We start from the raw sequence: 23,767 nt of genomic DNA, 5'->3' as shown, positions 1-23,767 counted from the left end.
TATAACGCAGTTGGCGGCAGCATTGTCAAGCCGGTGAAAAGAGTGCGGTGTTTATGCGTCAGCGCGTCGCTGGAACAGGCCGCCGGGAAGCCTGAACACCTGCCCGTCGAGTTCCAGCTCAAGTAGCTGTGCCTGCAGCAAGGCTGTTTCGATCCCGGTTCGCGCCTGTAGTGTGTCCAGGCTCACCACGTCGAATCCCAGCGCGGCGATCAGGGCGGTAGATGGAGGGGGTTCGACCAGGGGACCGGTTTCTTCCTCTGTTGGCGTATGCGCCGCTGCACCCGGCGCCATGCCCCGTGCAGGGAGATTTAATTCCTCCGATACGTCCTGCGCAGTTTCCACCAGCTTGGCTCCCTGCTTGATCAGTGCGTGGCAGCCGCGCGACTGGGGCGAATGGATGGAGCCGGGTATGGCAAACACTTCTTTGCCCTGTTCGGCCGCCAGCCGTGCGGTGATCAGCGAGCCGGATTGCAGAGCCGCCTCGATGACCAGAGTGCCCAGCGACAGGCCGGAAATGATGCGGTTGCGTCTCGGGAAGTTCGCGGTCAGCGGTGGCGTGCCGAGCGGGAATTCGCTGATGAGCATGCCTTGCTGCGCAATACGGTGCGCCAGCTCGAGATGTTTTTTGGGATAGACGCGGTCAAGTCCGGTACCCACCACGGCAATGGTATCTCCACCGGCCTGCATGGCGCCGTCATGCGCCGCGCCGTCGATACCCAAGGCCAAGCCTGACACAACGCAGAGTTTGGCACCGGCCAGGGCCTTGGCGAATTGGCGCGCATTAGCTTCGCCCTGCGGCGTCGGGTTGCGGCTGCCTACAATGGCTATATGGGCCACGTGGGATGGCGATAACGTCTGCGGCTGGGTTGCATGCTTGCCGAGCATGTAGAGCATCAGCGGGGGATCGGCGATATCGAGCAAGGCCGCAGGGTAGGCCTCATCTCCCAACGCGACCACCCGCCGGTCATCCCCAGCCTGCAGCCATTCCAGTGTCATTTGCAACTGGGCTGCCAGATTCGGAGGCGCTGTCTGGAGAGTTCGTGCCAGTTTCTCAGACCCCAGTTGTTCCAGAGTAGTCGAATTCTGGTCAAAAATCGCCTGCGCTGAGCCAAACACGGCTAACAGTTTGCGGGAATTCTCATTTCCTACCCCCGTCGAGAGGGTCAGGCGCAACCAGGCCCGGAGCTCTTGTTTTTCCACGTGATGGCCAGGGCTAAAAGAAAAACAGGATCAACGAATTCGAGAATATCTCGAATGTCGATGGACCTGGCTTGCCCAAGTTCTTGCGTTGCTTGTCCGCCGGTTAATTGGGGTTGACGAAGCGATCTCCAACCTTCACGCCATCAGTCACCTGTAAGACGAGGGCATAGGAAACGGCATCGAAAGTACGAAACACCATCAACAGGCCATTTCGCTCGTTGGGCAGCTTGATCTGCGCGCGGCTACTGTCAGTCTTGTCTTGGAGTCGTGCACCGTCCTTGAGGATGGCCATAACATGGCCACGCTCCATGCCATCCTTGGCGCCGCGATTGATGACTACGACCTGGTTTTCCGCCGCATTGGTCACGGCGCTGCCGTAAATCGAGACGATTTGTCCGGCAACGGCAGTGGAGGGTGCATGCGGTATGTAGTTCAGCAACTCGCGTGGTGGTTCCACCAACAGCCGGTCACCTACACGCATTTCCTCTTTGGTGGCAACAATGTCAATTGTGGCGGGCACGATTTCGGATTGCAGCTTGCCGTCTTTACCGGCTATCTCCGCAACGGATTCGCCGCGCGCTATTTCCGCCTTGCCGACGTATTGCGCCTCGTAGCCCAGAATCGCCTGGGTCGTCGGGTCTTTGAGCGGCGTTGCGTTGCGAAACACCCGGTAATTGACCGGTTCGCCTTTTTCAATACTCAGGGGCTTGCCGGTGGTGCTGCCGGCACCGTATTGGCTACGCGCATAGGCGCGATCTCCGCGGCTAAGCAGGACACGGCCTTCCTGGGCCGCCACAATGCGGGGAGCGTTGGACAGCATGGCCTCATCAACAATCAGGGCCTCATTCAGGAAGGGCTCGATCAGGTTGGGCGCGATCGTGGGAATGGAGGCGTCTGCCAGGGTTTCAAAGCGGGTGCGCGGAGAAACGCGTACGGTGTCTGTCGGCGGGCCATCGGTTTGGGCCTGGCGGGTTCGCAAAACGGCACGCCCATTGGATTTCTCCAGATAGAGCTGTTGCCCCGGGTAAATACGGTGAGGGTTGCGGATGTCCTGGAGGTTCATGCCCCATAGCTCGGGCCAGCGCCAGGCGTTTTTCAGGAATAAACCGGAAATTGCCCACAAGGTGTCGCCGCGCTTCACCGTGTAGGTATCAGGCGCATTGGGAGCCAGGTCGCCCAGGGGAACGCCTGTCTGGGCCACTTGGGCTGCCGTGGCTTTTTGGTCGGCCGTGATGGGAAAGTTCTGAGCATGCAGGCCGACTGAGATGCCCAAAAGAGCTGCGGCGGCTATTGAAATTTGACTGAAACGACCAGAAATTGTTTGCATCTTGTAGGCCTTCGGCGCTTTTATGGGGCTAGTACGGCGTTTTCGGGGTGCAACCCCGCGAAAAAACCGTGTCTATATCTTGATAAATCACTAACGATTTTGTACCTAAGCCCTTGATTAAGCAACGAATACACGATTCTGGGAATATCAGGATGCCGAAAAACAGGGAAAAGTGGCGAAAATAGCGACATCTCACCCATTGCCCAGCCTTCCTCCATGAGCCAGTTAACCATTCTTCGTTACCCCGACCCCCGCCTCCACACCGTTGCCAAGCCTGTGGCGGCCGTTGATGCACGCCTGCGCAAGCTGGTCGACGACATGCTCGAAACCATGCACGAAGCGGCGGGCATCGGCCTGGCGGCAACCCAGGTGGATGTGCATGAGCGCCTGGTGGTGATTGATGTCAGCGAAGACCGGACCCAGCCCCTGGTGCTGATCAATCCCGAGATCGTCTGGGCGAGCGAAGAAACGCGGGTGGGCGACGAAGGCTGTCTTTCGGTTCCCGGCATTTATGACGGCGTTGAGCGCTCCACGTCCATCAAGGTGCAGGCCCTTGACCTGGACGGGAAGCTGCAGATGCATGAGGCTGAAGGCATGCTGGCGGTTTGTATCCAGCATGAAATGGACCATTTGATGGGCAAGGTGTTTGTCGAATACTTGTCGCCGCTCAAGCGCAACCGCATCAAGACCAAGATGATCAAGCAGAAGAAGGACGAAGAGCGCGACGCCGTGCGCTGAGCGTTTCCGGTCGGCTTGCCGGATACGCGGGGCTTTGCTGCTGCCGCCCCGGATTTGCTTAGGGGTCTTTAGAATCGGACCCCATGCGCGTTATTTTTGCCGGTACCCCTGAATTCGCCCGAGTAGCCCTGGAAAAACTGCACGCAGCTGGTTTTGAAATTCCCCTCGTACTGAGCCAGCCTGACCGCCCAGCAGGCCGCGGCATGAAACTGCAGGCTTCGCCCGTCAAGCAATGGGCCGAAACCTCACACGCACCCATCGCCCAACCCAGAAGCTTGCGGCTGGACGGCAAATTCCCTGACGATGCAGCCGCTGCGCGCGAAGCCATCACCGCAGCGCGCGCGGACGTCATGGTGGTGGCGGCCTATGGACTCATTCTTCCGCAGTGGGTTCTGGATGTATCGCGGTTGGGCTGCCTCAATATCCACGCGTCGCTGTTGCCGAGATGGCGCGGTGCCGCGCCGATTCACCGGGCCATCGAAGCCGGTGATCCGGAAACCGGCGTCACCATCATGCAAATGGATGCCGGGCTGGACACGGGCGACATGCTCCTGACGGAAAAGCTGCGCATCGCACCCGGCGACACCACGGCCTCGCTGCACGACAAGCTGGCCAATCTGGGCGGGCGGCTCATCGTGGAGGCCCTCGAGATCGCTGCATGCGGAGGCCTGCAGGCAGTCTCTCAGCCCGCAGACGGCATCACTTACGCACACAAAATTGAAAAACATGAAGCATGGCTGGACTGGTCGCAAAGCGCTGCCGTACTCGAGCGGCGCATCCGGGCGTTCAACCCGTTTCCCGGCGCGGCCGGTGTTGTAGGCGGGCAAACCCTCAAGTTCTGGCGTGCCGAAGTTCTGGCGGATGTGCGCCGGCCGGGCGGGGCTCAGGCCGGTGAAGTCCTTGCCGCAGGGCCACAAGGTGTGGACATTTGTGCCGCCGATGGCGTTCTGCGTGTGAGCCGGCTTCAAAAAGCCGGCGGCAAGGCGCTGGATGCGTCCGAGTTTTTGCGGGGGTTTGAGATACGTCCCGGCATGGTCTTCATTCAACCGGATATCGCCAGACAGGGGTGAAAAAAATGACGGGACAGAAAAGGGCGGGTTTTTTGTGAAGACATTCTTCAAGCATCCGGACTTCCGGCTCGGGGTGAGTGAGCTCGCCACCGTCGCGCCGGGCATCGCCGCCTGGGGCCTGATGACAGGCGTGGCGATGGTCAAGTCGGGCATGAGCCTCATCGAGGTGCTGCTAATGGCGGTGCTGGTATTTGCCGGCAGTTCCCAACTGGCAGCCTTGCCTCTCATCGTAGCGGGCGCACCCATGTGGGTGATTCTGGCCACCTCGTTTTGCGTCAACCTGCGCTTCATGGTCTTTAGCGCCCACCTGCGCCCCTATGTGATGCACCAGAGCCTGTGGCGCCGCATGGCTTTTGGCTACGGCATGGCCGACCTGAACTATGTGCTTTTTACCAAACGCTTCCCGCACCCGGCCGCCGATGCTGCCGGCATTGAAGCCCAGGACGCCTACTGGGTCGGCAGCTGCGGCATGAGCTGGGTCAGCTGGGTGGGCGCCACACTGGTGGGCATTGCGCTGGCCAATTCCATTCCGCTGTCCTGGGGCCTGGGCTTTGCCGGCATCCTGGCGCTGCTGGGCATCATGTGGTCGCTGGCCACCACCCGACTGCGCGCGGTGTCTGCAGCCATCGCGGGTGCCGCCGCTGTCGCCACCTTCGCCTTGCCGCTCAAGCTCAATATCCTGGTGGGCATTGCCGTAGCCGTCATCGTCTGTCTGGTGCTGGAAAAATCAGCTCCGACCAAGCCTGCGGTATCCACTCCAGAAACCGGAGACGCAGCATGAACCAGACCGATCTCTGGACGGTGGTGACCATCATCGGCATGACGCTGATGACCGTCCTCACGCGCTCCTTCTTTTTTCTCTCCAGCAAGCCCTGGACTTTGCCCGGCTGGGCGCAGCGCGGCCTGCACTACGCGCCCATTGCTGCGCTGGCCGCAGTGATCGTGCCGGAAATGGTGATGACGCAGGGCCATTTCATCGCAACCTGGAAAGACGCGCGGCTGTTTGCCGTGGTCGCCGGCACCGCCTGGTATTACTGGCGCCACGGCGTGCTGGGCACCATCCTGGCTGGCATGGCGGTGTATTTGCCGCTGCATATGGGGTTGAATTGGTAGCCCCCACGGTCGCTCACTTCGTGTAGCTCCCTGCCCCCCAAGGGGGCCGCCCGCCCTTCGGCCCGGCAAAGCCGGTTCCGGGGCTCATGCTGGCCTGGTACGGATCGCTTCGCATCGCGGTTGATGGTGAGTGCTATCAAATCAGTAGCTGCTTGCGCTCGTTCTGCTTGGGCTGGAGGCCGATTTGATGCGTAAATTTACGTTTTCCCGGCTTTGTCTGACGGGCCCAGGTACATACAGGCACCTACAATTTGAGGCTTTGGGCGCTGTGGCCCAAAGCCTTTTTTATTCTGCGAGCGATTTATGAACTTCATCCGTTTCTCCGACCTGTGTGCCAGCGGCAAAGTTGCCGGCAAGCGCGTGTTCATCCGTGCCGACCTCAACGTGCCGCAGGATGACAGCGGCAACATCACCGAAGACACGCGCATCCGCGCTTCCATCCCCTGTATTCAAATGGCTTTGGACGCTGGTGCGGCGGTGATGGTGACGTCCCACCTCGGTCGGCCGGTGGAGGGTGAATTCAAGCCTTCTGATTCGTTGGCGCCTGTGGCCAAACGGTTGGGCGAGCTGATGAAACGTGACGTTCCGCTGGTGTCGGGCTGGGTGGACGGTGTGGATGTCAAACCCGGCCAGCTGGTGATGCTGGAGAACTGCCGGCTCAACAAGGGCGAGAAGAAAAACAGCGAAGAGCTGGCGCGCAAGATGGCCGCGCTCTGCGATATTTTTGTGCACGATGCTTTCGGCACGGCGCACCGCGCCGAGGCTTCCACCTATGGCATTGCGCAATACGCGCCTGTGGCCAGCGCCGGCCCACTGCTGGCCGCCGAGATGGACGCGATTTCCAAGGCCCTCTCCAGCCCGCGCAGGCCGCTGGTTGCCATCGTTGCCGGCAGCAAGGTCTCGACGAAGCTCACCATCCTCAAATCACTCGCCGGCAATGTGGACCAGCTCATCGTGGGCGGCGGTATTGCCAACACCTTCATGCTGGCAGCTGGTTTGAAAATCGGCAAAAGCCTGGCCGAAGCCGATCTGCTGACTGAAGCCAAAGCCGTGATCGAGGCCATGAAGGCGCGCGGCGCCGAGGTGCCCATCCCGACGGACGTCGTCACCGCCAAAACCTTTGCCGCTGATGCGCTGGCCACCGTCAAGGCGGCCACTGACGTCGCCGATGACGACCTGATTCTTGATATCGGCCCGCAAACCACGGCGCGGCTGGCGGCGCAGCTCAAGGCGGCCGGCACCATCGTCTGGAACGGCCCGGTCGGCGTGTTTGAGTTCGACGCCTTCTCCAAGGGCACCGAAGGTATTGCGCGCGCCGTTGCGGACAGCAGCGGGTTCTCCATCGCCGGAGGCGGGGACACGCTGGCCGCCATTGCCAAGTACGGTATTGAAAAGCGGGTCGATTACATCTCGACCGGCGGCGGGGCTTTTCTGGAAGTGCTGGAAGGCAAGACCTTGCCGGCCTTTGAAATCCTGCAAAAGCGCGCGGGTCATTGAGGCGCTACTTGCAAAATACGGCAAACCGCGGTTTGCAGGTTCAGGGCGCGACACGCTGCATGCAGCGGGCCACCCTCCGGCTTCTGGCCAATACCCCGGCTGCGGCGGTGGCTTGGTAACCGCTAGGTAACTCATTCGTGTAAAAATAAGAAACTAAATTACAGGAGACAGACATGAAGATGCAGCGCCGCGGCACCAAAATCGTTGCCACCCTTGGCCCCGCCTCCAGCGATCCGGCCTTGCTGGAGCAGATGATTCGCGCTGGCGTCAATTGCGTGCGGCTGAATTTCAGCCACGGCACGGCGCAAGACCACATCGACCGTGCCAGGCTGGTGCGGGAGGCCGCCACCCGCGCCGGGCGCGAGGTCGCCATCATGGCCGACCTGCAGGGCCCGAAAATCCGTGTCGGCAAATTTGCCGAGGGCAAGGTGCAGCTCGAGCAAGGCATGAAGTTTGTGCTCGACGCGTCCCGCACCGAGCTGGGTGACATCAACGGCGTGGGCCTGGACTACAAGGAACTGCCGCGTGACGTCAAGGCCGGTGACACCCTGCTGCTCAACGACGGCCTGATCGTCATGACTGTCGACAAAGTGAAGGGCGAGCAGGTCCATGCGACGGTCAAAGTCGGCGGCGTGTTGTCCAACAACAAGGGCATCAACAAGCAGGGCGGCGGCCTGACGGCGCCGGCACTGACGGCCAAGGACATGGAAGACATTCGCACCGCGATGAGTTTCCAGGCCGACTATGTCGCGGTAAGCTTTCCGCAGAATGCCAGTGACATGGAAATGGCGCGTCAGCTGTGCAACGTGGCCGGTGCCGAGCACCGCCACAAGCCGGGCTTGATCGCCAAAATCGAGCGTGCCGAGGCGATCCCCAATCTGGAAGCCATCTGCAGGGCCAGCGACGGCATCATGGTCGCGCGCGGCGATCTGGCCATCGAGGTCGGCAATGCCGCTGTGCCGGCGCTGCAAAAACGCATGATCAAGATGGCCCGTGAGCTGGACAAGGTGGTCATCACCGCGACCCACATGATGGAGTCGATGATCACCAACCCGGTGCCCACGCGCGCCGAGGTCAGCGACGTGGCCAACGCGGTGCTTGACGGCACCGACGCCGTCATGACCTCGGCCGAGACCGCCGCCGGCCGTTATCCGCTGGAGACCATCATCGAGATGGCCAATATCTGCGCTGAAGCCGAAAAAGCCGAGGACGTGAAACTGGACGCCGACTTCACCGGCATGACCTTTGACCGCATTGACCAGTCCATCGCCATGGGCGCCTTGTTCACGGCCCATCACCTGGGTTGCAAAGCCATTGTGGCGCTGACCGACTCGGGCTCTACGGCGCTGTGGATGAGCCGCCACCGTATCCATATCCCTATCTACGCACTGACGCCCAAACTGACGACCCAGCGCAAGATGGCGCTGTACCGCAATGTCAGGCCACTGCTGATGGACCAGAGTGTCGAGCGCGATACCGCACTCGGCGATGCCGAGGCGCATCTGAAAAAACGCGGCATCGTCGAAAGCGGTGATATCTACGCCATCACCTGCGGTGAACCCATGGGCGCGCCGGGCGGCACCAATATGCTGAAGATCTGCAGGGTAGCTTGAGCCCCCACGCTTTTCACTTCGTGTAATGCGCTGCCCCCCGAGGGGGCCGCCCGCCCTACGGCCTGGCAAAGCCGGTTCCGGGGCTCATGCTGGTATGAAGAATTCAGGGCGCAACTAGCGTGGGGTATTCCACCAGGGGGGCCAAGGGTCCGGCTTCGCCGGCCCCAGGCGCCGCCCCTTCGAGGGGGGAACAAGCTACACGCAGTGAGCTTGGACGGGGGGGTGGACGATGTTTACACGCAGTTACGGCATGCATTCAGACACAAGTTCGGTTATCCCACCCTATTCGGGTAAACGTTAGAATCAGGGCTTCGGTTACTTCGTGGTTACGGGCGTTTCCAGGCGGCTTTTACGCCGCACGGCCCTCGCGAGGAACCCGCCTTTTGGCAGTGTTTTTCTAACTTCTGGGGATATCACACATGGCACTCGTTTCTATGCGCGAGCTGCTGGACCATGCAGCAGTCAACGGCTACGGCATTCCGGCTTTTAACGTCAACAACCTTGAGCAGGTGCAAGCCGTGATGGAAGCGGCCAAAGAGACCGGCGCGCCCGTCATCCTGCAGGCCAGCGCAGGCGCACGCAAATACGCCGGTGAGCCGTTTATCAAACACCTGATCGAGGCGGCTATCGAGATGTATCCCAACATCCCGCTGGTCATGCACCAGGACCACGGCCAGAACCCTGCCGTTTGCCAGGGCGCCATCGACCTTGGTTTTTCGTCCGTGATGATGGACGGCTCGCTCGAAGCCGACGGCAAGACCATCGCCAGCTATGAATACAACGTCGAGGTGACGAAGAAGGTCTCGCAGCTGGCCCACAAATACGGCGTTACCGTCGAAGGTGAGCTCGGCTGCCTGGGTTCGCTGGAGACCATGAAGGGCGACAAGGAAGACGGCCACGGCACCGACGCCACCATGACGCGCGAGCAGCTGTTGACCGACCCCGAGCAGGCCGCCGACTTCGTCAAGCGCACGCAAATTGACGCGCTGGCGATTGCCATTGGCACCAGCCACGGCGCCTACAAATTCACCCGCAAGCCCACCGGCGACATCCTGGCGATTGACCGCATCAAGGAAATCCACAAGCGCATCCCGAGCACCCACCTGGTGATGCACGGCTCGTCCTCGGTGCCGCAGGAAATGCTGGCTGTCATTCGCCAGTACGGCGGCCAGATGAAGGAAACCTACGGCGTGCCCGTCGAGGAAATCCAGGAAGCCATCAAGCACGGCGTGCGCAAGATCAACATCGACACCGACATCCGCCTGGCCATGACCGGCGCGGTGCGCAAGTTCCTGGCTGAAAACCCCGAAAAATTCGATGCCCGCGAGTGGCTCAAGCCCGCCCGCGAAGCCGCCAAGGCCCTGTGCAAGCAGCGCTACATCGAATTCGGCTGTGAAGGCCAGGGCGCCAAGATCAAGGGCGACAACCTGCAGGTCGTGGCTGCCAAGTACGCCAAGGGCGAGCTGGCCCAGGTCGTGCATTAAAAAGCACCGAAAATTCCCGCGGCCCGCCCGCGCGGATTGGCGATAATTCAAAGCCCGTGGACTCTTCCTGAGTCGCGCGGGCTTTTTACTTTGACTCACCTTCGTTACGCTTCGCCCCCACCATGACCCAAGCACTCCATACCTCCGCCCTGACCTCCCTGCCCCTGCTGGCGCGCGGCAAGGTGCGCGACAACTACGCCGTGGGCAAGAACAGGCTGCTGATGGTGGCCAGCGACCGGCTGAGTGCGTTCGATGTCATCCTGGGTGAGCCGATTCCCGGCAAGGGCGCGCTGCTTACGCAGATGGCGCTGTTCTGGTTTGGCAAGCTCGGCCACATCTGCCCGAACCACCTGACCGGCGAGACGCCAGAAAGCGTGGTCACGCCGGCCGAGGTGCCGCAGGTCGTGAACCGCTCCATGCTGGTCAAGCGCCTCAAGCCCATCCCGGTCGAAGCCGTGGTGCGCGGCTACCTGGCCGGCAGCGGCTGGAAGGAATACCAGGAGAGCCAGGCCGTCTGCGGCGTACCGCTACCCGCGGGCCTGAAGAACGCAGGCAAACTGCCCGAGCCCATCTTTACACCGGCCGCCAAAGCCGAAGCCGGCGAGCACGACGAAAACATCAGCTACGAGCAGGTGGTGAAGGTCGTGGGTCCCGAGCTCGCCGCGCAGATCAAAAAGATCAGCATCGAGATCTACAGCACCGCTGCCGCCTTCGCCCTCACCAAGGGCATCATCATTGCCGACACCAAGTTCGAATTCGGGCTCGACGAAGACGGCACGCTCACGCTGATGGATGAAGTGCTGACGCCCGACTCCTCACGCTACTGGCCGATTGAGGGTTACGAAGCTGCCTACGCAGCAGGCCTGAACCCGCCGAGTTACGACAAGCAGTTTGTGCGTGACTGGCTGGAAAGCGTACGCATCAACGGCAAGCCTTGGGACAAAACGCCGCCCGCGCCGCACCTTCCGGCCGATGTGGTCGCCAAAACGGCCGCCAAATATCAAGAGGCCTTGGCCCGCCTGACGGCCTGAACCGCCGCTACGCTCAGCGCAGGACGGCCAATGTTTGAGTTCATCGCCGAGATCCTGATCGAGGGCGTGCTGACTCTTTTCTCAGAGTTGTTTGACCTCGGGTTGCGCAAATCGCTGCGCACACGCCCAAAGGCAAATCCATTAGGTGACCTTCTGGTGGGAACGGCGCTCGGTTTTGCATTGGGACTTGCCAGTGTCTGTTTCATCCCCCTGCTGGCCCTGCGTGAACCCGTTCTTCAATGGCTCAACGCTTTGCTCAGCCCGCTGCTGGCCGCGCTGTTGATTCTGCTGTGGCGAAGAAACAGGCCCAGGTCCGCTGCGCCGGGCGCGGCGCCATGGTCCGGGCGCGCCATTGTGTTTCAGGCCTTTATGGCCGGCATGGCGTTTAACCTCAGCCGGCTTTTGTTTGGGCACTAAAGCCCGCGGCAAGCCGGCCCCGGCGACGCCTTAGCTCAACACGACGCTGCTGAGGCGCCGGCGATACGTAGCCACGGTCGCATCTTCCGGCGGAATCTGCCCATCGGCCACCTTGGGTTTGGGCGCTTCCATGACGTCGAGCACGGCGATGTAGGTCTTGCGGGCCAGGTCTTCGTTCCAGGTCTTGTCGCGCATCAGGATTTCCAGCAACTCGTCCAGCGCCTCGGTCCAGCGCTGCTGTGCCATGAGCCAGCGGGCTTTGTCAAAACGTGCTTCGAAGTCGCGTTTGTTGGCCGCAATCTTTGCATCAAAACCGGTTGCGGCGCCCACCCCATGAGCGCCGGTAGCTACAAAATCCATAGCATCCATCCAGCGCTTGAGCGAGTCAAATCGCCGCACCACCGTGGTTTGCGCAATCACCGGTGCGAATGCCACCTTGGCGTCGTCTTCGCGGCCCAGCTGCAGCAAGAGCTTCACATAGTCAAATCGGGCGTTGTCGTCGGCCGGGTTGGCGGCGACGGTATGTTGCAGTTTTTCGAGCACGGCGGCAGGGTCGGTGCTTTCTTCCTCGAGCGTCAATTCAGGCTCTTCAGCCTGCTCCTCGGCCGGCGGCAAATGCTTGTCGAGGAATTCCTTGACCTTGCCTTCGGGCAGGGCGCCGGCAAAACCGTCCACCGGCTGGCCGTTCATCATCAATATGCAGGTTGGGATGCTGCGGATGCCGAAAGCGGCACCGAGTTGCTGCTCCTGGTCGGAGTCGATCTTGACCAGCTTGAAGCGGCCGGCGTATTCCACCTCCACCTTCTCAAGAATCGGGCCCAGCGACTTGCAGGGGCCGCACCAGGGCGCCCAGAAGTCGATCAGCACAGGCGTGGTCATGGATGCGGCAACGACTTCCGCTTCAAAGTTGGCAATGGTGACGTCGATCATGGTCTGGCAGAGTTGGGGTATCAGGGCCGGTTTTCAACCCGGTCGGCGCAGCTGGACGCCTGGGAGGCAAGAGCGTAGCACGCACGGCACGGCCCTAGCGGTGGCCTGCCCTTAAAATCAGGGGTTACGGGCAAGCAGCCTGCAACCCCGGCCTTGAAGGTCCCCGCATGACAACAAGCAACAATTCGGCAAAACCCCTGGTAGGCGTGGTGATGGGATCCAGCAGCGACTGGGAGACCATGCAGCACGCCGTGCAGATCCTGACGCAGTTCGGCGTCGCGCACGAAGCCCGGGTGGTGTCGGCCCACCGCATGCCCGACGAGCTGTTTGCCTATGCGGAAGGTGCCGGTGGACGCGGCCTGCAGGCCATCATTGCCGGCGCCGGCGGCGCAGCGCACCTGCCCGGCATGCTGGCCGCCAAAACCACCGTGCCGGTGCTCGGCGTTCCCGTGGCCAGCAAGCATTTGCAGGGCGTGGACTCGCTGCACAGCATCGTGCAGATGCCCAAGGGCATTCCGGTCGCCACCTTTGCCATCGGCAATGCCGGCGCAGCCAATGCCGCCCTGTTCGCGGTGGCCATGCTGGCCCTGCACAACCCGGCGCTGGCCGCCCAATTGCAGGCTTTCCGTGCAGAGCAAACCGCTGCCGCGCACGCCATGACGCTGCCGCCCGCATGACCGCCTCCGCCTCTTCCCGGGCCGCCTCCAGCCTGCCGGAGTTGCCTATTTTTCCCGGCACGGCCTCGGCCTCCGGCCAGCCCGCTACCCTCGGCGTGATGGGCGGCGGCCAGCTGGGCCGCATGTTTGTGCATGCCGCGCAGCGCCTGGGTTACTTCACGGCGGTGCTGGACCCCGATCCGCAAAGCCCCGCGGGCCTGGTGAGCCATCACCACATCCAGGCCGGCTACAGCGATGAAAAAGGGCTGACCCAACTGGCCGCACTGTGCGCCGCCGTCACCACCGAATTTGAAAACGTGCCCGCCGGCGCGCTGCAGGCGCTGGCCGCCAGCCGGCCCGTGGCACCCGGCGCTGCCGCCGTGGCCATCGCGCAAAACCGCATCGAGGAAAAATCCCACTTCACCGCCAGCGCTGCCGAATCCGGCGTGCTGGCCGGCGTTACCTGCGCACCCTACGCCGTGATTGAAACAGCCGGGCAGCTGAAGGCTGTGCCGGCCGGCTTGCTGCCCGGCATCCTCAAGACGGCACGCATGGGCTACGACGGCAAGGGCCAGGTCCGCGTCAAGAATGCGGACGAACTGGCCACCGCCTGGGCCGGCCTGAAGCAGGTGCCCTGTGTGCTCGAAAAAATGCTGCCGCTCAAGGCCGAGTGCTCGGTCATCGTGGCGCGCGGCTGGGACGGCAGCGTCGTGGGCTTTGCGCCCCAGTTGAACGTGCATGTCGACGGCATTCTCGCGGTGACGCAGGCTTATGAAGGAAATATGCCCGCAGCGCTTGCCGATCGTGCGCAAGCAGCTACCAAAACCATAGCAAAACACATTGACTATGTCGGCGTGCTCTGCGTCGAGTTCTTCCTGGTGGACGACGGCAGCGCCGATGGCGCGCTCATCGTCAATGAAATGGCGCCACGCCCGCACAACAGCGGCCACTACACGATGGACGCCTGTGACGTGTCGCAGTTCGACCTGCAGGTGCATGCCATGGCCGGCCTGCCGCTGCCGCAGCCGCGCCAGCATTCTCCCGCCATCATGCTCAACCTGCTGGGTGATGTGTGGTTTGACGCCCATGGAAAGATGCGTACGCCCGACTGGCAGGCCGTGCTGGCACTGCCCGGCACGCACCTGCATCTCTACGGCAAAACCGAAGCCCGCACCGGCCGCAAGATGGGCCATCTCAACATCACGGGCCCCGACGTCGCTTCAGTCAAGGCCGCAGCGCGCCAGGTTGCATCCATCCTGGGCCTGCCCGGCCTGGACCCCCTCTGATGATTCTTCCCGGTACGGACCCTGAGGCCATTCTTGAAGCCGCACGCCGCATCCGGGCCGGCGGGCTGGTGGGCTTCCCGACGGAGACGGTGTACGGCCTGGGCGCCGACGCTTCCAGCGATCAAGCCGTCGCCGGCATCTTTGAAGCCAAGGGCCGTCCGTCCGACCATCCGCTCATCGTGCACGTGGCCGATGCGGCGCACGTAGACGCTTACGCCAGCAGCGTGCCGCCGTTTGCCGCGCGCCTGATGAAAGCCTTCTGGCCCGGGCCGCTCACCGTGATCCTGCCGCGCAAGGAAGGCGTGGCGGCGGCCGCGGCCGGTGGCCAGGATTCCATCGGTCTGCGCTGCCCCTCGCACCCTGTCGCGCTGGCTTTTCTGAAGGCTTGCGACACCGGCGTGGCCGGCCCCAGCGCCAACCGTTTCGGCCGCATCAGCCCCACCACCGCGCAGCACGTGCAGCAGGAATTTGGCGACAGCCTGCTGGTGCTCGATGGCGGGCCCTGCGATGTCGGCATCGAGTCCAGCATCGTCGACTGCACGCGCGGGCGCCCCGTGCTGCTGCGCCCGGGCATCCTCACGCGCGCGCAACTCGAGGCCGCGTGCGGTGAAGCCGTGCTGGGGAAAGACGAATTCGAGCAAGAGGCTCTGGGCGATGCGCCGCGTGCTTCCGGCACGCTGGAAGCGCATTACGCGCCCGATGCCAAGGTGCGCCTGATGGACGCAGGCCCCATACAAACCGCACTCGATTTGCTGGGCGCCGACGCGGCCCACATCGCCGTGTACGCGCGCAGCATCGTGCGCATCAAGTCCGACAAGGTGCTGTATCGCCGCATGCCCGACGATGCGCTGGCCACCGCGCAGCAGCTGTTTGCCGTGCTGCGCGACTTTGATGCCAAGGGCGTCAAGCTGATCTGGATTGAAAACCCGCCGGCGGCCGCCGAGTGGGATGGCGTGCGCGACCGGCTGGGGCGCGCTGCCGCGAGCTGAGGCGCCCTTCCCGGGAGGCCGCTAGGGCGGTTGCCCAAATTTCGGGCATTGTGGCGCAATGCCGCGCCAAGCGGTGTTTTCGTCCACAAGTCCCACCGCCATCAACAGCCTTGTCCACAGGCGGCAGGGATAACTTGCAGGCACGTCGATGAAGCATCCGTGCCTGCCGCGCGGGGCGTGTGTGGCACCGGGCTATTCAGTCACCGCGTCCGTACACCAGCTTCATCACCAGAATGGCCAGCGCCAGGCCCAGCGTGACCGCGTTCGCCAGCACGATGGGCCAGGCGCCCGCCAGCACGCCGTAGGCCAGCCAGAGTGCCACGCCAACCGTAAAGGCGCTGTACATCGCCAGTGAAATGCCGCTGACATCGCGGCTGCGAAAGGTCAGCCAGGCCTGCGGCGCAAAGCTCGCCGTGGTCAGCACGGCGGCCAGAAAGCCCACGATGTCTGTTGCGTTCATCGCTTGCCCTCCTTGACGGCCCATTCCAGCATGGCATCCAGTGCCGGGCGCGCAGCGGGCGCGTTCGGATGGTTGATCAGCCCCACCACGATGTAGCGTGCGCCGCTGTCGCCATTGGCATAACCGGCAACCGCGGTCACGTCGCGCAGCGAGCCGGTCTTGACGAAAGCCAGCCCGGCCACCGGCCTGGCGCGTTCGCGCATGGTGGCGTCGGTGCCGGCCACCGGCAGCGAATCGGCGAGATCAGCGGCAAAAGGGCTTTTTGCGGCGTGCTGCAGCAGGGCCGACAGGCTGGCGGCGCTGATGCGTTCATCGCGGCTCAGGCCCGAGCCGTTGTCCATCAGCGGGGGCGTGCTGCCGGGCAGGCTTTTGCGCCACCAGGCGGTGAGCGCTGCGCGCGCAGATTCAAGCGTGCCGGCCTTGGGCTGGCCCAGGCCGGCCCAAAGCCCGAGTGTCAAAAAGAGGTGCTGGGCCATGATGTTGTTGGAGTATTTGTTGACGTCGCGCACCATTTCCAGCAGTGGCGGCGACTGGTATTCAAACCGCACTGCGGCCTTTTCGCCCGAGAGGGTGCCGCTCCTGCGCAGCACGGCCAGCTCTGCCGGCGTGGCGTCGCGCACCGTTCCCGTCAGCAGGCCACCCAGTTGCCGCCACGACCCTTCGATGGCGCGCGCCGCAAAGCTCACGGGGTCGGCATAGGCGCTGGGCCACACTTTTTCGCCGCAGGCCGAAGAATAGGTACCCAGGAATTCGATGTTGACGGGATTTTCAACACTGGCGCGCAGCTCGCTGCGCCAGTCGCCGCAACGCGCCACACGCACGATCGGCACGCTCGCGCCCACCTGCACACCTGCCAGCGGCGGCTCATAGCGCACCAGCGCGCGGCCGCTGGGCAGGTCCGGCGTGAAGGTCATCACGATGGTTTTGAAATTGATCAGCAGCGCATCGGGCCGGGCGTTGTAGGGGCGCAGCGGCTCGCCGTCAAATTCGCCCGGATCGGTGGGCGGCACGCTGAAGGCGCTGCGGTCCAGCACGATGTCGCCGCGGATCGCCCGCGCCCCTCCGGCCTGCACCTCGGCCAGCAAGGCCTGCAGGCGTTCAACGACCAGCTTGGGGTCGCCGCCGCCCTGCACCACCATGTTGCCGTTGAGCAGGCCGCCCGAGGTGCTGCCGTCCAGTATCACCTTCGTCTTCCAGGTGAAGTCGCGGCCCAGCGCGTCGAGCGCCGAATACGTGGTCACCAGTTTCATGACGGAGGCAGGGTTCATCGGCACATCGGCGCGCCAGCTCAGGCGCGGCACCGGTTTGCCGCTGCCGGCTTCCACCACCAGCATGGACACCGCATCGCGCGGCACCCTGGCGCGCGACAGGGCTTTTTCAATCGGGGCCGGCAGGCGTGCGGTTTGTGCCAGGCCGGGGCTTGCGGCCAGGGCTGCCATGGCCGCCAGGGCAGCCAGCGCAACAGTGTGTGTCGTGCGCGGGCGCAGCAAGTCGTGGGTCATGCAGGGATTATCGCGGTTGAGCGTTCTGCAAGGCGCTGCCGGTGGGCGCCGGGGTGGCCGGCCATTGGCGCGGATAATCAGGGCTGACCCATCGGCCGCAGCCTCCGGGTACCCGCAGATTGCTATGAATTTAATAGCTGCTTGCGCCCGATATATAGGGGCTTGAGCCCGATTTAATGCCTGAACTTGTGAAATTCCTCGCTTTTGACACCAGCACCGACCGCATGTCCGTTGCGCTGACCGACGGTGCGCGCGTCTGGCAGCACAACGGCCCAGGCGGCGCGCAGGCTTCCACCACGCTGATCCCCGTCATCCTGGCGTTGCTGGCCGAGGCTGGCCTGGCGCTGGGCGAGCTGGATGCCATCGCCTTCGGGCGCGGCCCCGGCTCCTTTACCGGCCTGCGCACCGCCTGCGCGGTGGCGCAAGGCCTGGCGCTGGGCGCGAACCAGGGCGCCGGTATTCCCGTGCTGCCTGTCGACACGCTGATGGCTGTGGCCGAAGAAGCGCGCTTTCAGCAGCAGGGTGATGGCGAAGCGTCCCTGCGCGTCACCGCGCTGCTGGATGCGCGCATGGACGAAATGTATGTGCAGGGTTTTGAGTTCAGCGGCGGGCACTGCCGGGCGCTCGGCGAATGCGGGCTGGTCCGGCCTGAAAACCTGGTGCCGGACACTGCGGCCGGTTTGTTCGCGGGCAATGTTTTCGCGGTGTACGCCGGGCGTTTGCCGGGCGGCCTTGCGGCATTTGCACAGGCCGAGGCCCTGCCTACGGCCACCGCCATGCTGCGCCTGGCGCCGCAGCTGGCTGCTGCCGGGCTGTGCGTCAGCGCCGACCTCGCCCTGCCGCTCTACGTTCGCGATAAAGTAGCGCTGACCACCGAAGAGCGCGACCAGGTCAAGGCCGCCAAACTGGCGGCCGCCCCACCCCTTTCATGAACGCCATCCTCAAGCCCCTCGAAGCCCAGTTCGAAGCCATGACACCCGCATGGCTGGATGAGGTGGTGCGCGTGGAAAAAACCGCGTATGACCACCCCTGGACGCACGGCAATTTCAACGATTCGCTCAACGCCGGCTACCAGGCGCAACTGCTCACTGCCGGCAATGCGCCCGACGCCGTGCTGCTGGGTTATTTCGTGGCCATGAAGGGCGTTGACGAAGTACACCTGCTCAACATCACCGTGGCCCCCGAACACCAGCGCCAGGGCTGGGCCCGCATCATGCTGGATGCGCTGGCCCTCTGGTCGCGCGGAGAGGGCGCGCAGTGGTTGTGGCTGGAAGTGCGCGTGAGCAATGTGCGGGCCAAGGCCATCTATGAACGCTACGGCTTTCGCCACGTCGGCACGCGCCGCAACTACTACCCGGACGGCGCTTCCACGCGCGAAGATGCGGTCGTCATGAGCCTGGCGCTATGAGCCTGGACCTCGACAAACGCCAGCGCGCCATGCTGCGCGAAATGGGTGTGCGCGTGTGGCTGCCGGTTGCCGCTGCGCCTGCTGAAGCTGCCGCTGCTATTGATTTGGTAGCTGCTGGCGCACGGTCAGTAACGCCTGCAAGTGAATTTGATCAAAAAGTCAGTGCGCCTTCCACGTCCGCTGGACCGCGAGAGGTTGCGCCGCCCGTGCGGCCCATGCAGGCGCCGGCTCGCCCGCAGGCCGAGGCGCGCGAAACCGCTGCGCCCGGCACGACGGCAGCGTGGCGCATGGGCGACGCGCAAGCCCTGTATGTCGACGCCGCCCATGCTGAAGGCGCACGCTGGCTGGTGCTGGCCGAAACGCCGGCGGCTGCACTGCAACGGGAGCCTTTCAACCCCTTTGAAGGCGATGCCGGCAGGCTGCTTGACAACATGCTGCGCGCTACGCGGCTGCACAAGGCCGGCATGGTGCTGCTGGCGCCGCTGGTCCGGCAGGCGGCATCCGGTGCGGGCGCCGGCCTGCCCGAAGCGCTGCCCGCCCTGGTGGCCAGCGCGCAGCCTGATGTCGTGCTCGTCATGGGCCGCCTGGCCGCGCAGGCGGTGTTGCAATCGACAGAGCCTTTCGGCAAACAGCGCGGCCAATTGCACAGCCTGCATGGAGCCCGCATGGTCGTGACCTACGACGCCACCTATTTGCTGCGCAACCCGGCCGACAAGGGCAAGGCCTGGGACGACCTGTGCCTGGCCATGAGTTTGGTCACCAACCCGGGCTGATTTTTATCAGGCCTTTGCTGCGCCACGGCTGGGCGTGGGGCCTGTTCGCCTTATTTCCGGGGCTGCGTTGCCACTGCAAGGGACTGGATGCAAGGCGCCCGGGCGCAGCCAAGGCTTTGGCCTTGCAAGCGCGGGCAACGCCGCAGACGGTCCCTTGCAGTGGCAACCCGTAGGGAAGGCCCGCCAAAGTGCGCCACTCGGCGTTGCACTCCTTACGTGTGCGCATGCACACGCGGCGTCGCGCGCCTTGATTGGCGCACTTTGTCAGGTCTTCGCAGCCCCGGAAATAAGGCGAACAGGCCCTAGCACCGAGGCAATCGCCACCACCATCAGCACCACGGCAGCCCAGTCCTGCCAGTGCAGCACTTCGCCCAGGCCCAGAGCGCCTGAAAACACCCCGAGGATGGGAATCATCATCACGCTCAGCGTGGAAGCCACGGGCGGCAGCGCGCGCGCCAGCGTGAACCACGCCGCGTGCGCAAAACCGAAGATCAGCACCGCGTTGTAAAGAATCGCGCCCCAGGTCGTGGGCGAAGGTGCCTTCCACTGCGGCATCTCAAACACGACGCCCAACACGGTCAGCATCACGGCGGTCATCACCGTCATCCAGAACGACAGCGTCAGCGTCGCGGCCGGTATCGTGGTCTTGCGCAGCAGCTGCGTGCCCAGCGCCCACACACAGGCGGCTACCAGTGCGCACAGCACCCCCAGCGGCCGGCCAGACAGGTTTGTCAGCTCATACCAGAGCAGCAGCGCCACGCCCAGCGCGGCGGCCGCCACACCCAGCCAGTTGCGGGCTTTTAGCGTCGCGCCAAAAAACCAGGCGCCCAGCAGCGCCGAAAAAATCGGCATGGTGTAGCCCAGAATCGCCGCACGCCCGCTGCTGAGGTTTTTCACTGCCAGGATGATCAGTGCATGCCAGACAAACATGTTGGCCGCAGCCAGCCAGAAGAGCTCACGCCACCTGCCCCGGGGCACCCCAAACGGCACCTTCAGCACCACCATGGCGATGCCCAGCACCGGAATGCCCAGCCAGATCGACATCGCCCGAAACGTCAAGGGTGGAAAGTCCGCAATCCCCAGTTTCATCACCGGCCAGTTCAGGCCCCAGACCAGGGTGAGCAGAACCAGCAGGATGAGTTGGCGTTGGGAGAGTTGCATGGAGTTATTGTGCCCCCACGCTTTTCACTTCGTGTAATGCGCTGCCCCCCGAGGGGGCCGCCCGCCTGCGGTCTGGCGAAGCCGAAATTGGCACACCCCTATCGGGCTCACTGCGTGTAGCCCTTTTCCCCTTGCAGGGGACGGTGCCTGCGGCCCGGCAAAGCCGGTTCCGCTGCACCCGCTGGCTTGAACAATTCGGTGGGTACGACCAGTGATGAAGGTATTTCACCAGTGAGGGCCGAGGGTCCGGCTTCGCCGGTTCCACGGCTCATACTGGGTTGAAGAATCGGTGGCGTAACCTGCCCGGCTGGGCTGCGCACCACGGGTTGAACGGCTACGCCGCCTCTGGCTCAGCGGCAGACCCTGTTCGTGCGGGCACCCCGTCGTCTTCTGGAATGGCATAGCGTGGCGCCAATGCTGCAAGCGACCTCAACACCGGGACGGGTACCAAGCGAAATAGCGGCGTCAGCCAGGGATATGGCACTCTGGATTTCAGAATGGCGCCGTAATCACACGAGGCTTCGTGGGGGAAGTAGTTCTCACGCACGGCCACAAGCTCACAAAACCCCTTGCCGTGGTAGTAGCGCAGCTGTGGATCAACCGGCAAACCGGCTCGCGTAGCCCGTGCATAGGCCTCTACCGATGCGCCTGGTTTACGTTGCAAATGACGCTTGAGCCCGGGCATGGGAGAGCCCAGAAACACTTCACGAGTGCCGCATTTCACCGCATACAGATAGTTAAAAGCGATCAGCTGCAAGGCAGCGCCGGCATCCACGCTGGTCAGGCTGATGCCGAACAGGCAGCGGGAGGCGTGCTTATTCCTCGGCACCTTGCCGTCCAGAGCGGCACTCTTTTGCCAGTCGCCCGGGTTGACCCACTCTGCCTCCGTAGTGGGCTTGCAAAACACCGATGCCAGCAATTCACCCGTTTCTGCGCAAAATGCACCCCCGCTCAAATCGGGATGCGCGGCAATGCGTGATCGAAAGTCTTCTGCGGTGGCTTGCTGCTCTTGCGTCCATTGCTTGCGCTCCAGATCCAGCAAGGACGGAATATCGCCGATACGCAAATTGCGGGTGATGTAGCTGCGCTTTTTGATGGTCGGTTTGGTTGTCATGGGTAACGGTATGCGCGGGTGTTAAAGGAGTTGATTGCTCGGAACATCAGGGGCTGGTGCCGGGCGTGCGGTTCCTGGGTGGCAGGAACAATTGCGAGTGCCCAATGGCTGGAAGTCATGCATCAGCTGCACAGCACCCGTGGCGAGCCACAATCCAACGACTCGTGCCTTGCTGCCGAAAAATCCGCTCAGAAAAATGCTGGCTTGCAAATTCACCACCTCATGCCACCAACCACGAGGCACGTAGATGGCATCACCCGGATACAGATCGACAGCAAACGGTGCGTCTGCCGGCACATCGCTTTGTGCCAGATCGCGCATGCCCACCGATGCCAGTTTGGCCCAGCGGTCATACTTCTGCGAGATCGCACCCAGGTGCTCCACGGTGCCGGGGCGTGCCAGGTAAAAGCGTTTGACTCCGCGCGTGAGCACCGCCAGGTTGTCCAGCAAGTCGTAATGCAAACCTGTGTGGGCACCTTGCGGGCCAATCCATGCGCTGCTGGAGACGATGTTGCCTGGCGGGAATAATGCGTCTTGCTGCACGTCCTGGCGCAGTGAGGGTATCTCCTTGAGCAGATCAAACTCTTTGAGGTAGCCGATATGCGAGCCTTCTTCCTGCGCGGCTGTCTGCAACTCCAGTTGTGCCACATAGTGGTCAAGTGTGGACGTCACAAACCGGGTACTGGACCTCTCCCGATTACCCACCACCAAAGTCACAGGCCTGGCCCCGCCCAGATGGGCAAGGTGCTGAAATGTCCAGCGCTCCAGCGCTGCCCAGTTGCGCCCCATGCCCCGCAAAACAACGGGGCCATGACCTATCCACTCATGCCCCTGGGGAGACACCATCTCCGGCACGGCCCCGAGCCTGGAACGAGGTATCTCCAGCGGGCATTCGCCTTGACTGATCCGCAAATTCACAACGACCTCCAGCACTTGCAATGCGGTGATCGTAAAAATTCACTGTGAAATCCTGATGACGCTAGCTCTTGTTTTTTGTTGCGTCGTGTAAAACGCCAGACAAGTAGCCACTGGCGACAATCGCGCGTTTGGCATACAGGGGTTCTCCATCAGGGGCACGGTGCAAGCTGCGGAGATCGTGGGAGCTTAAAATGGGACATGACTTTTCTCGACATGCTGGGCGCCGCAGAACGCCAGAACAGCTCCATGCTCTGCGTCGGCCTGGACCCTGAACCCACGAAATTCCCCGGCAAGCTCAAGGGCGACGCCAACAAGATCTACGATTTCTGCGCGGCGATTGTTGACGCCACTGCCGACCTGGTGATTTCCTTCAAGCCGCAAATCGCCTACTTCGCCGCACACCGCGCCGAAGGCCAGCTTGAACGCCTGATGGAACACATGCGCCGCGTGGCGCCGCAAGTACCCATCATCCTGGACGCCAAGCGCGGCGACATCGGCAGCACGGCGGAGCAATATGCCAAGGAAGCCTTTGAGCGCTACGGTGCCGACGCGGTGACGCTCTCGCCCTTCATGGGGTTTGATTCGGTGGCACCGTATTTGAAATACGAAGGCAAGGGCGCTTTCCTGCTATGCCGCACCTCCAACCCCGGCGGCGACGACCTGCAGAACCAGCGCTTCGCCTCGATTGAAGGTCAGCCGCTGCTGTACGAGCACGTGGCGCGCCTGGCGCAAGGGCCGTGGAACCTCAATGGCCAGCTGGGTCTGGTGGTGGGGGCGACTTATCCGGCCGAGATCGAGCGTGTGCGTTCGGTGGCGCCGACCTTGCCGCTGCTGATTCCGGGTGTGGGGGCGCAGGGTGGCGATGCCGTCGCGACCGTCAAAGCGGGCTGGCGGGCCGGCGCGCCAATCATCGTGAACTCGTCGCGTGCGATTATTTATGCCTCTTCGGCGGATGATTTTGCGGAGGCTGCGCGGCGCGAGGCGGTGAAGACTCGGGATGTGTTGGAAGCGGCTCGGGGTGAGGCTCTGAAGCTGTAGTCTTTCTTGTTCCAGCGCTTTTTGCTGAGTGTTGCTGGCCGG

General features: G+C 63.1%; 24 protein-coding genes. 16 read left to right on the top strand and 8 right to left on the bottom strand.

The window, feature by feature from the left end; translation table 11 throughout:
- Window positions 1-51: 51 nt before the first annotated feature.
- Together dprA and AC1DYQ_RS15555 are read right to left on the bottom strand one after the other, a co-directional pair.
- Window positions 52-1,200, bottom strand: a complete 1,149-nt coding sequence (gene dprA, locus AC1DYQ_RS15560; protein WP_477687512.1) for a DNA-processing protein DprA — start codon at window positions 1,198-1,200, stop codon at window positions 52-54.
- Between the two features lie 103 nt (window positions 1,201-1,303).
- Window positions 1,304-2,527, bottom strand: a complete 1,224-nt coding sequence (locus tag AC1DYQ_RS15555; protein WP_477687511.1) for a LysM peptidoglycan-binding domain-containing protein — start codon at window positions 2,525-2,527, stop codon at window positions 1,304-1,306.
- Window positions 2,528-2,743: 216 nt separating this feature from the next.
- On the opposite strand from AC1DYQ_RS15555, the gene def reads away from it, so the two are divergent.
- The 9 genes from def (at window position 2,744) to AC1DYQ_RS15510 (ending at window position 11,490) form a co-directional block, all read left to right on the top strand.
- A complete protein-coding gene (gene def / locus AC1DYQ_RS15550) occupies window positions 2,744-3,265 on the top strand; it encodes a peptide deformylase (protein WP_477687510.1) in 522 nt (173 codons plus the stop codon).
- 83 nt (window positions 3,266-3,348) lie between these two features.
- The gene (fmt, locus tag AC1DYQ_RS15545; RefSeq protein WP_477687509.1) at window positions 3,349-4,335 is read left to right on the top strand and encodes a methionyl-tRNA formyltransferase; all 987 of its coding nucleotides are present in this window, start codon (window positions 3,349-3,351) and stop codon (window positions 4,333-4,335) included.
- Window positions 4,336-4,369: 34 nt separating this feature from the next.
- The gene (locus AC1DYQ_RS15540; RefSeq protein WP_477687508.1) at window positions 4,370-5,116 is read left to right on the top strand and encodes an AzlC family ABC transporter permease; all 747 of its coding nucleotides are present in this window, start codon (window positions 4,370-4,372) and stop codon (window positions 5,114-5,116) included.
- Window positions 5,113-5,448, top strand: coding sequence for an AzlD domain-containing protein (locus AC1DYQ_RS15535; RefSeq protein WP_457282408.1), 336 nt, complete (start codon window positions 5,113-5,115; stop codon window positions 5,446-5,448). The genes AC1DYQ_RS15540 and AC1DYQ_RS15535 overlap by 4 nt, the downstream gene beginning before the upstream one ends.
- 303 nt (window positions 5,449-5,751) lie before the next feature.
- Window positions 5,752-6,945: a phosphoglycerate kinase gene (locus AC1DYQ_RS15530; RefSeq protein ID WP_477687507.1), complete on the top strand. Its 1,194-nt coding sequence runs from the start codon at window positions 5,752-5,754 to the stop codon at window positions 6,943-6,945.
- Window positions 6,946-7,124: 179 nt separating this feature from the next.
- Window positions 7,125-8,558, top strand: coding sequence for a pyruvate kinase (gene pyk / locus AC1DYQ_RS15525; RefSeq protein WP_477687598.1), 1,434 nt, complete (start codon window positions 7,125-7,127; stop codon window positions 8,556-8,558).
- A gap of 419 nt (window positions 8,559-8,977) precedes the next feature.
- Window positions 8,978-10,042, top strand: coding sequence for a class II fructose-bisphosphate aldolase (fba, locus tag AC1DYQ_RS15520; RefSeq protein ID WP_477687506.1), 1,065 nt, complete (start codon window positions 8,978-8,980; stop codon window positions 10,040-10,042).
- Between the two features lie 122 nt (window positions 10,043-10,164).
- Window positions 10,165-11,073 carry a phosphoribosylaminoimidazolesuccinocarboxamide synthase gene (locus AC1DYQ_RS15515; RefSeq protein WP_477687505.1) on the top strand — a complete coding sequence of 303 codons (909 nt, stop codon included), beginning with the start codon at window positions 10,165-10,167 and terminating at the stop codon, window positions 11,071-11,073.
- Between the two features lie 30 nt (window positions 11,074-11,103).
- Window positions 11,104-11,490 carry a hypothetical protein gene (locus tag AC1DYQ_RS15510; RefSeq protein WP_477687504.1) on the top strand — a complete coding sequence of 129 codons (387 nt, stop codon included), beginning with the start codon at window positions 11,104-11,106 and terminating at the stop codon, window positions 11,488-11,490.
- Between the two features lie 30 nt (window positions 11,491-11,520).
- Here the strand turns inward: AC1DYQ_RS15510 and trxA are convergent, their stop codons facing one another.
- Complete coding sequence (trxA, locus tag AC1DYQ_RS15505; RefSeq protein WP_477687503.1) at window positions 11,521-12,420, bottom strand: thioredoxin; 900 nt, start codon at window positions 12,418-12,420, stop codon at window positions 11,521-11,523.
- Between the two features lie 167 nt (window positions 12,421-12,587).
- Here trxA and purE point away from each other — a divergent pair, with 167 nt between their 5' ends.
- The 3 genes from purE to AC1DYQ_RS15490 are packed head-to-tail and all read left to right on the top strand — an operon-like array spanning window position 12,588 to window position 15,351.
- The gene (purE, locus tag AC1DYQ_RS15500) at window positions 12,588-13,097 is read left to right on the top strand and encodes a 5-(carboxyamino)imidazole ribonucleotide mutase (RefSeq protein ID WP_477687502.1); all 510 of its coding nucleotides are present in this window, start codon (window positions 12,588-12,590) and stop codon (window positions 13,095-13,097) included.
- Window positions 13,094-14,362, top strand: coding sequence for a 5-(carboxyamino)imidazole ribonucleotide synthase (locus AC1DYQ_RS15495; protein ID WP_477687501.1), 1,269 nt, complete (start codon window positions 13,094-13,096; stop codon window positions 14,360-14,362). Before purE ends, AC1DYQ_RS15495 begins: the two co-directional genes overlap by 4 nt.
- Window positions 14,362-15,351 (top strand): L-threonylcarbamoyladenylate synthase, encoded by a 990-nt coding sequence (locus AC1DYQ_RS15490; protein ID WP_477687500.1) that lies wholly within the window; start codon window positions 14,362-14,364, stop codon window positions 15,349-15,351. The genes AC1DYQ_RS15495 and AC1DYQ_RS15490 overlap by 1 nt, the downstream gene beginning before the upstream one ends.
- 196 nt (window positions 15,352-15,547) lie before the next feature.
- On the opposite strand, the gene AC1DYQ_RS15485 is transcribed toward AC1DYQ_RS15490, so the two are convergent.
- Together AC1DYQ_RS15485 and dacB are read right to left on the bottom strand one after the other, a co-directional pair.
- Window positions 15,548-15,811 carry a SemiSWEET transporter gene (locus AC1DYQ_RS15485; RefSeq protein ID WP_457282398.1) on the bottom strand — a complete coding sequence of 88 codons (264 nt, stop codon included), beginning with the start codon at window positions 15,809-15,811 and terminating at the stop codon, window positions 15,548-15,550.
- Window positions 15,808-17,313 carry a D-alanyl-D-alanine carboxypeptidase/D-alanyl-D-alanine endopeptidase gene (dacB, locus tag AC1DYQ_RS15480; RefSeq protein WP_477687499.1) on the bottom strand — a complete coding sequence of 502 codons (1,506 nt, stop codon included), beginning with the start codon at window positions 17,311-17,313 and terminating at the stop codon, window positions 15,808-15,810. Before dacB ends, AC1DYQ_RS15485 begins: the two co-directional genes overlap by 4 nt.
- Window positions 17,314-17,489: 176 nt before the next feature.
- On the opposite strand from dacB, the gene tsaB reads away from it, so the two are divergent.
- From tsaB to AC1DYQ_RS15465, 3 genes are read left to right on the top strand one after another with little or no spacing between them, the layout of a single operon-like run.
- Window positions 17,490-18,245 carry a tRNA (adenosine(37)-N6)-threonylcarbamoyltransferase complex dimerization subunit type 1 TsaB gene (gene tsaB, locus AC1DYQ_RS15475; protein WP_477687498.1) on the top strand — a complete coding sequence of 252 codons (756 nt, stop codon included), beginning with the start codon at window positions 17,490-17,492 and terminating at the stop codon, window positions 18,243-18,245.
- Window positions 18,242-18,721, top strand: a complete 480-nt coding sequence (rimI, locus tag AC1DYQ_RS15470) for a ribosomal protein S18-alanine N-acetyltransferase (RefSeq protein ID WP_477687497.1) — start codon at window positions 18,242-18,244, stop codon at window positions 18,719-18,721. Before tsaB ends, rimI begins: the two co-directional genes overlap by 4 nt.
- A complete protein-coding gene (locus AC1DYQ_RS15465) occupies window positions 18,718-19,494 on the top strand; it encodes a uracil-DNA glycosylase family protein (RefSeq protein ID WP_477687496.1) in 777 nt (258 codons plus the stop codon). Before rimI ends, AC1DYQ_RS15465 begins: the two co-directional genes overlap by 4 nt.
- 264 nt (window positions 19,495-19,758) lie before the next feature.
- Here AC1DYQ_RS15465 and AC1DYQ_RS15460 read toward each other — a convergent pair whose 3' ends face one another.
- From AC1DYQ_RS15460 to AC1DYQ_RS15450, 3 genes are all read right to left on the bottom strand, one after another.
- Window positions 19,759-20,655, bottom strand: coding sequence for a DMT family transporter (locus AC1DYQ_RS15460; protein ID WP_477687495.1), 897 nt, complete (start codon window positions 20,653-20,655; stop codon window positions 19,759-19,761).
- A 334-nt stretch (window positions 20,656-20,989) separates the two neighbouring features.
- Entirely contained in the window at window positions 20,990-21,769 is a 780-nt protein-coding gene (locus AC1DYQ_RS15455; RefSeq protein ID WP_477687494.1) for a hypothetical protein, read from the bottom strand.
- A gap of 21 nt (window positions 21,770-21,790) precedes the next feature.
- Window positions 21,791-22,615 (bottom strand): cupin-like domain-containing protein, encoded by an 825-nt coding sequence (locus AC1DYQ_RS15450; RefSeq protein WP_477687597.1) that lies wholly within the window; start codon window positions 22,613-22,615, stop codon window positions 21,791-21,793.
- 270 nt (window positions 22,616-22,885) lie between these two features.
- On the opposite strand from AC1DYQ_RS15450, the gene pyrF reads away from it, so the two are divergent.
- On the top strand, window positions 22,886-23,725 hold the full coding sequence (pyrF, locus tag AC1DYQ_RS15445) for an orotidine-5'-phosphate decarboxylase (protein WP_477687493.1): 840 nt from the start codon (window positions 22,886-22,888) through the stop codon (window positions 23,723-23,725).
- The last annotated feature ends 42 nt before the right edge of the window (window positions 23,726-23,767 follow it).

The sequence above is a fragment of the Polaromonas sp. P1_F4 genome, assembly GCF_056405675.1.
This window is presented reverse-complemented; position numbering and strand designations above follow the sequence as displayed.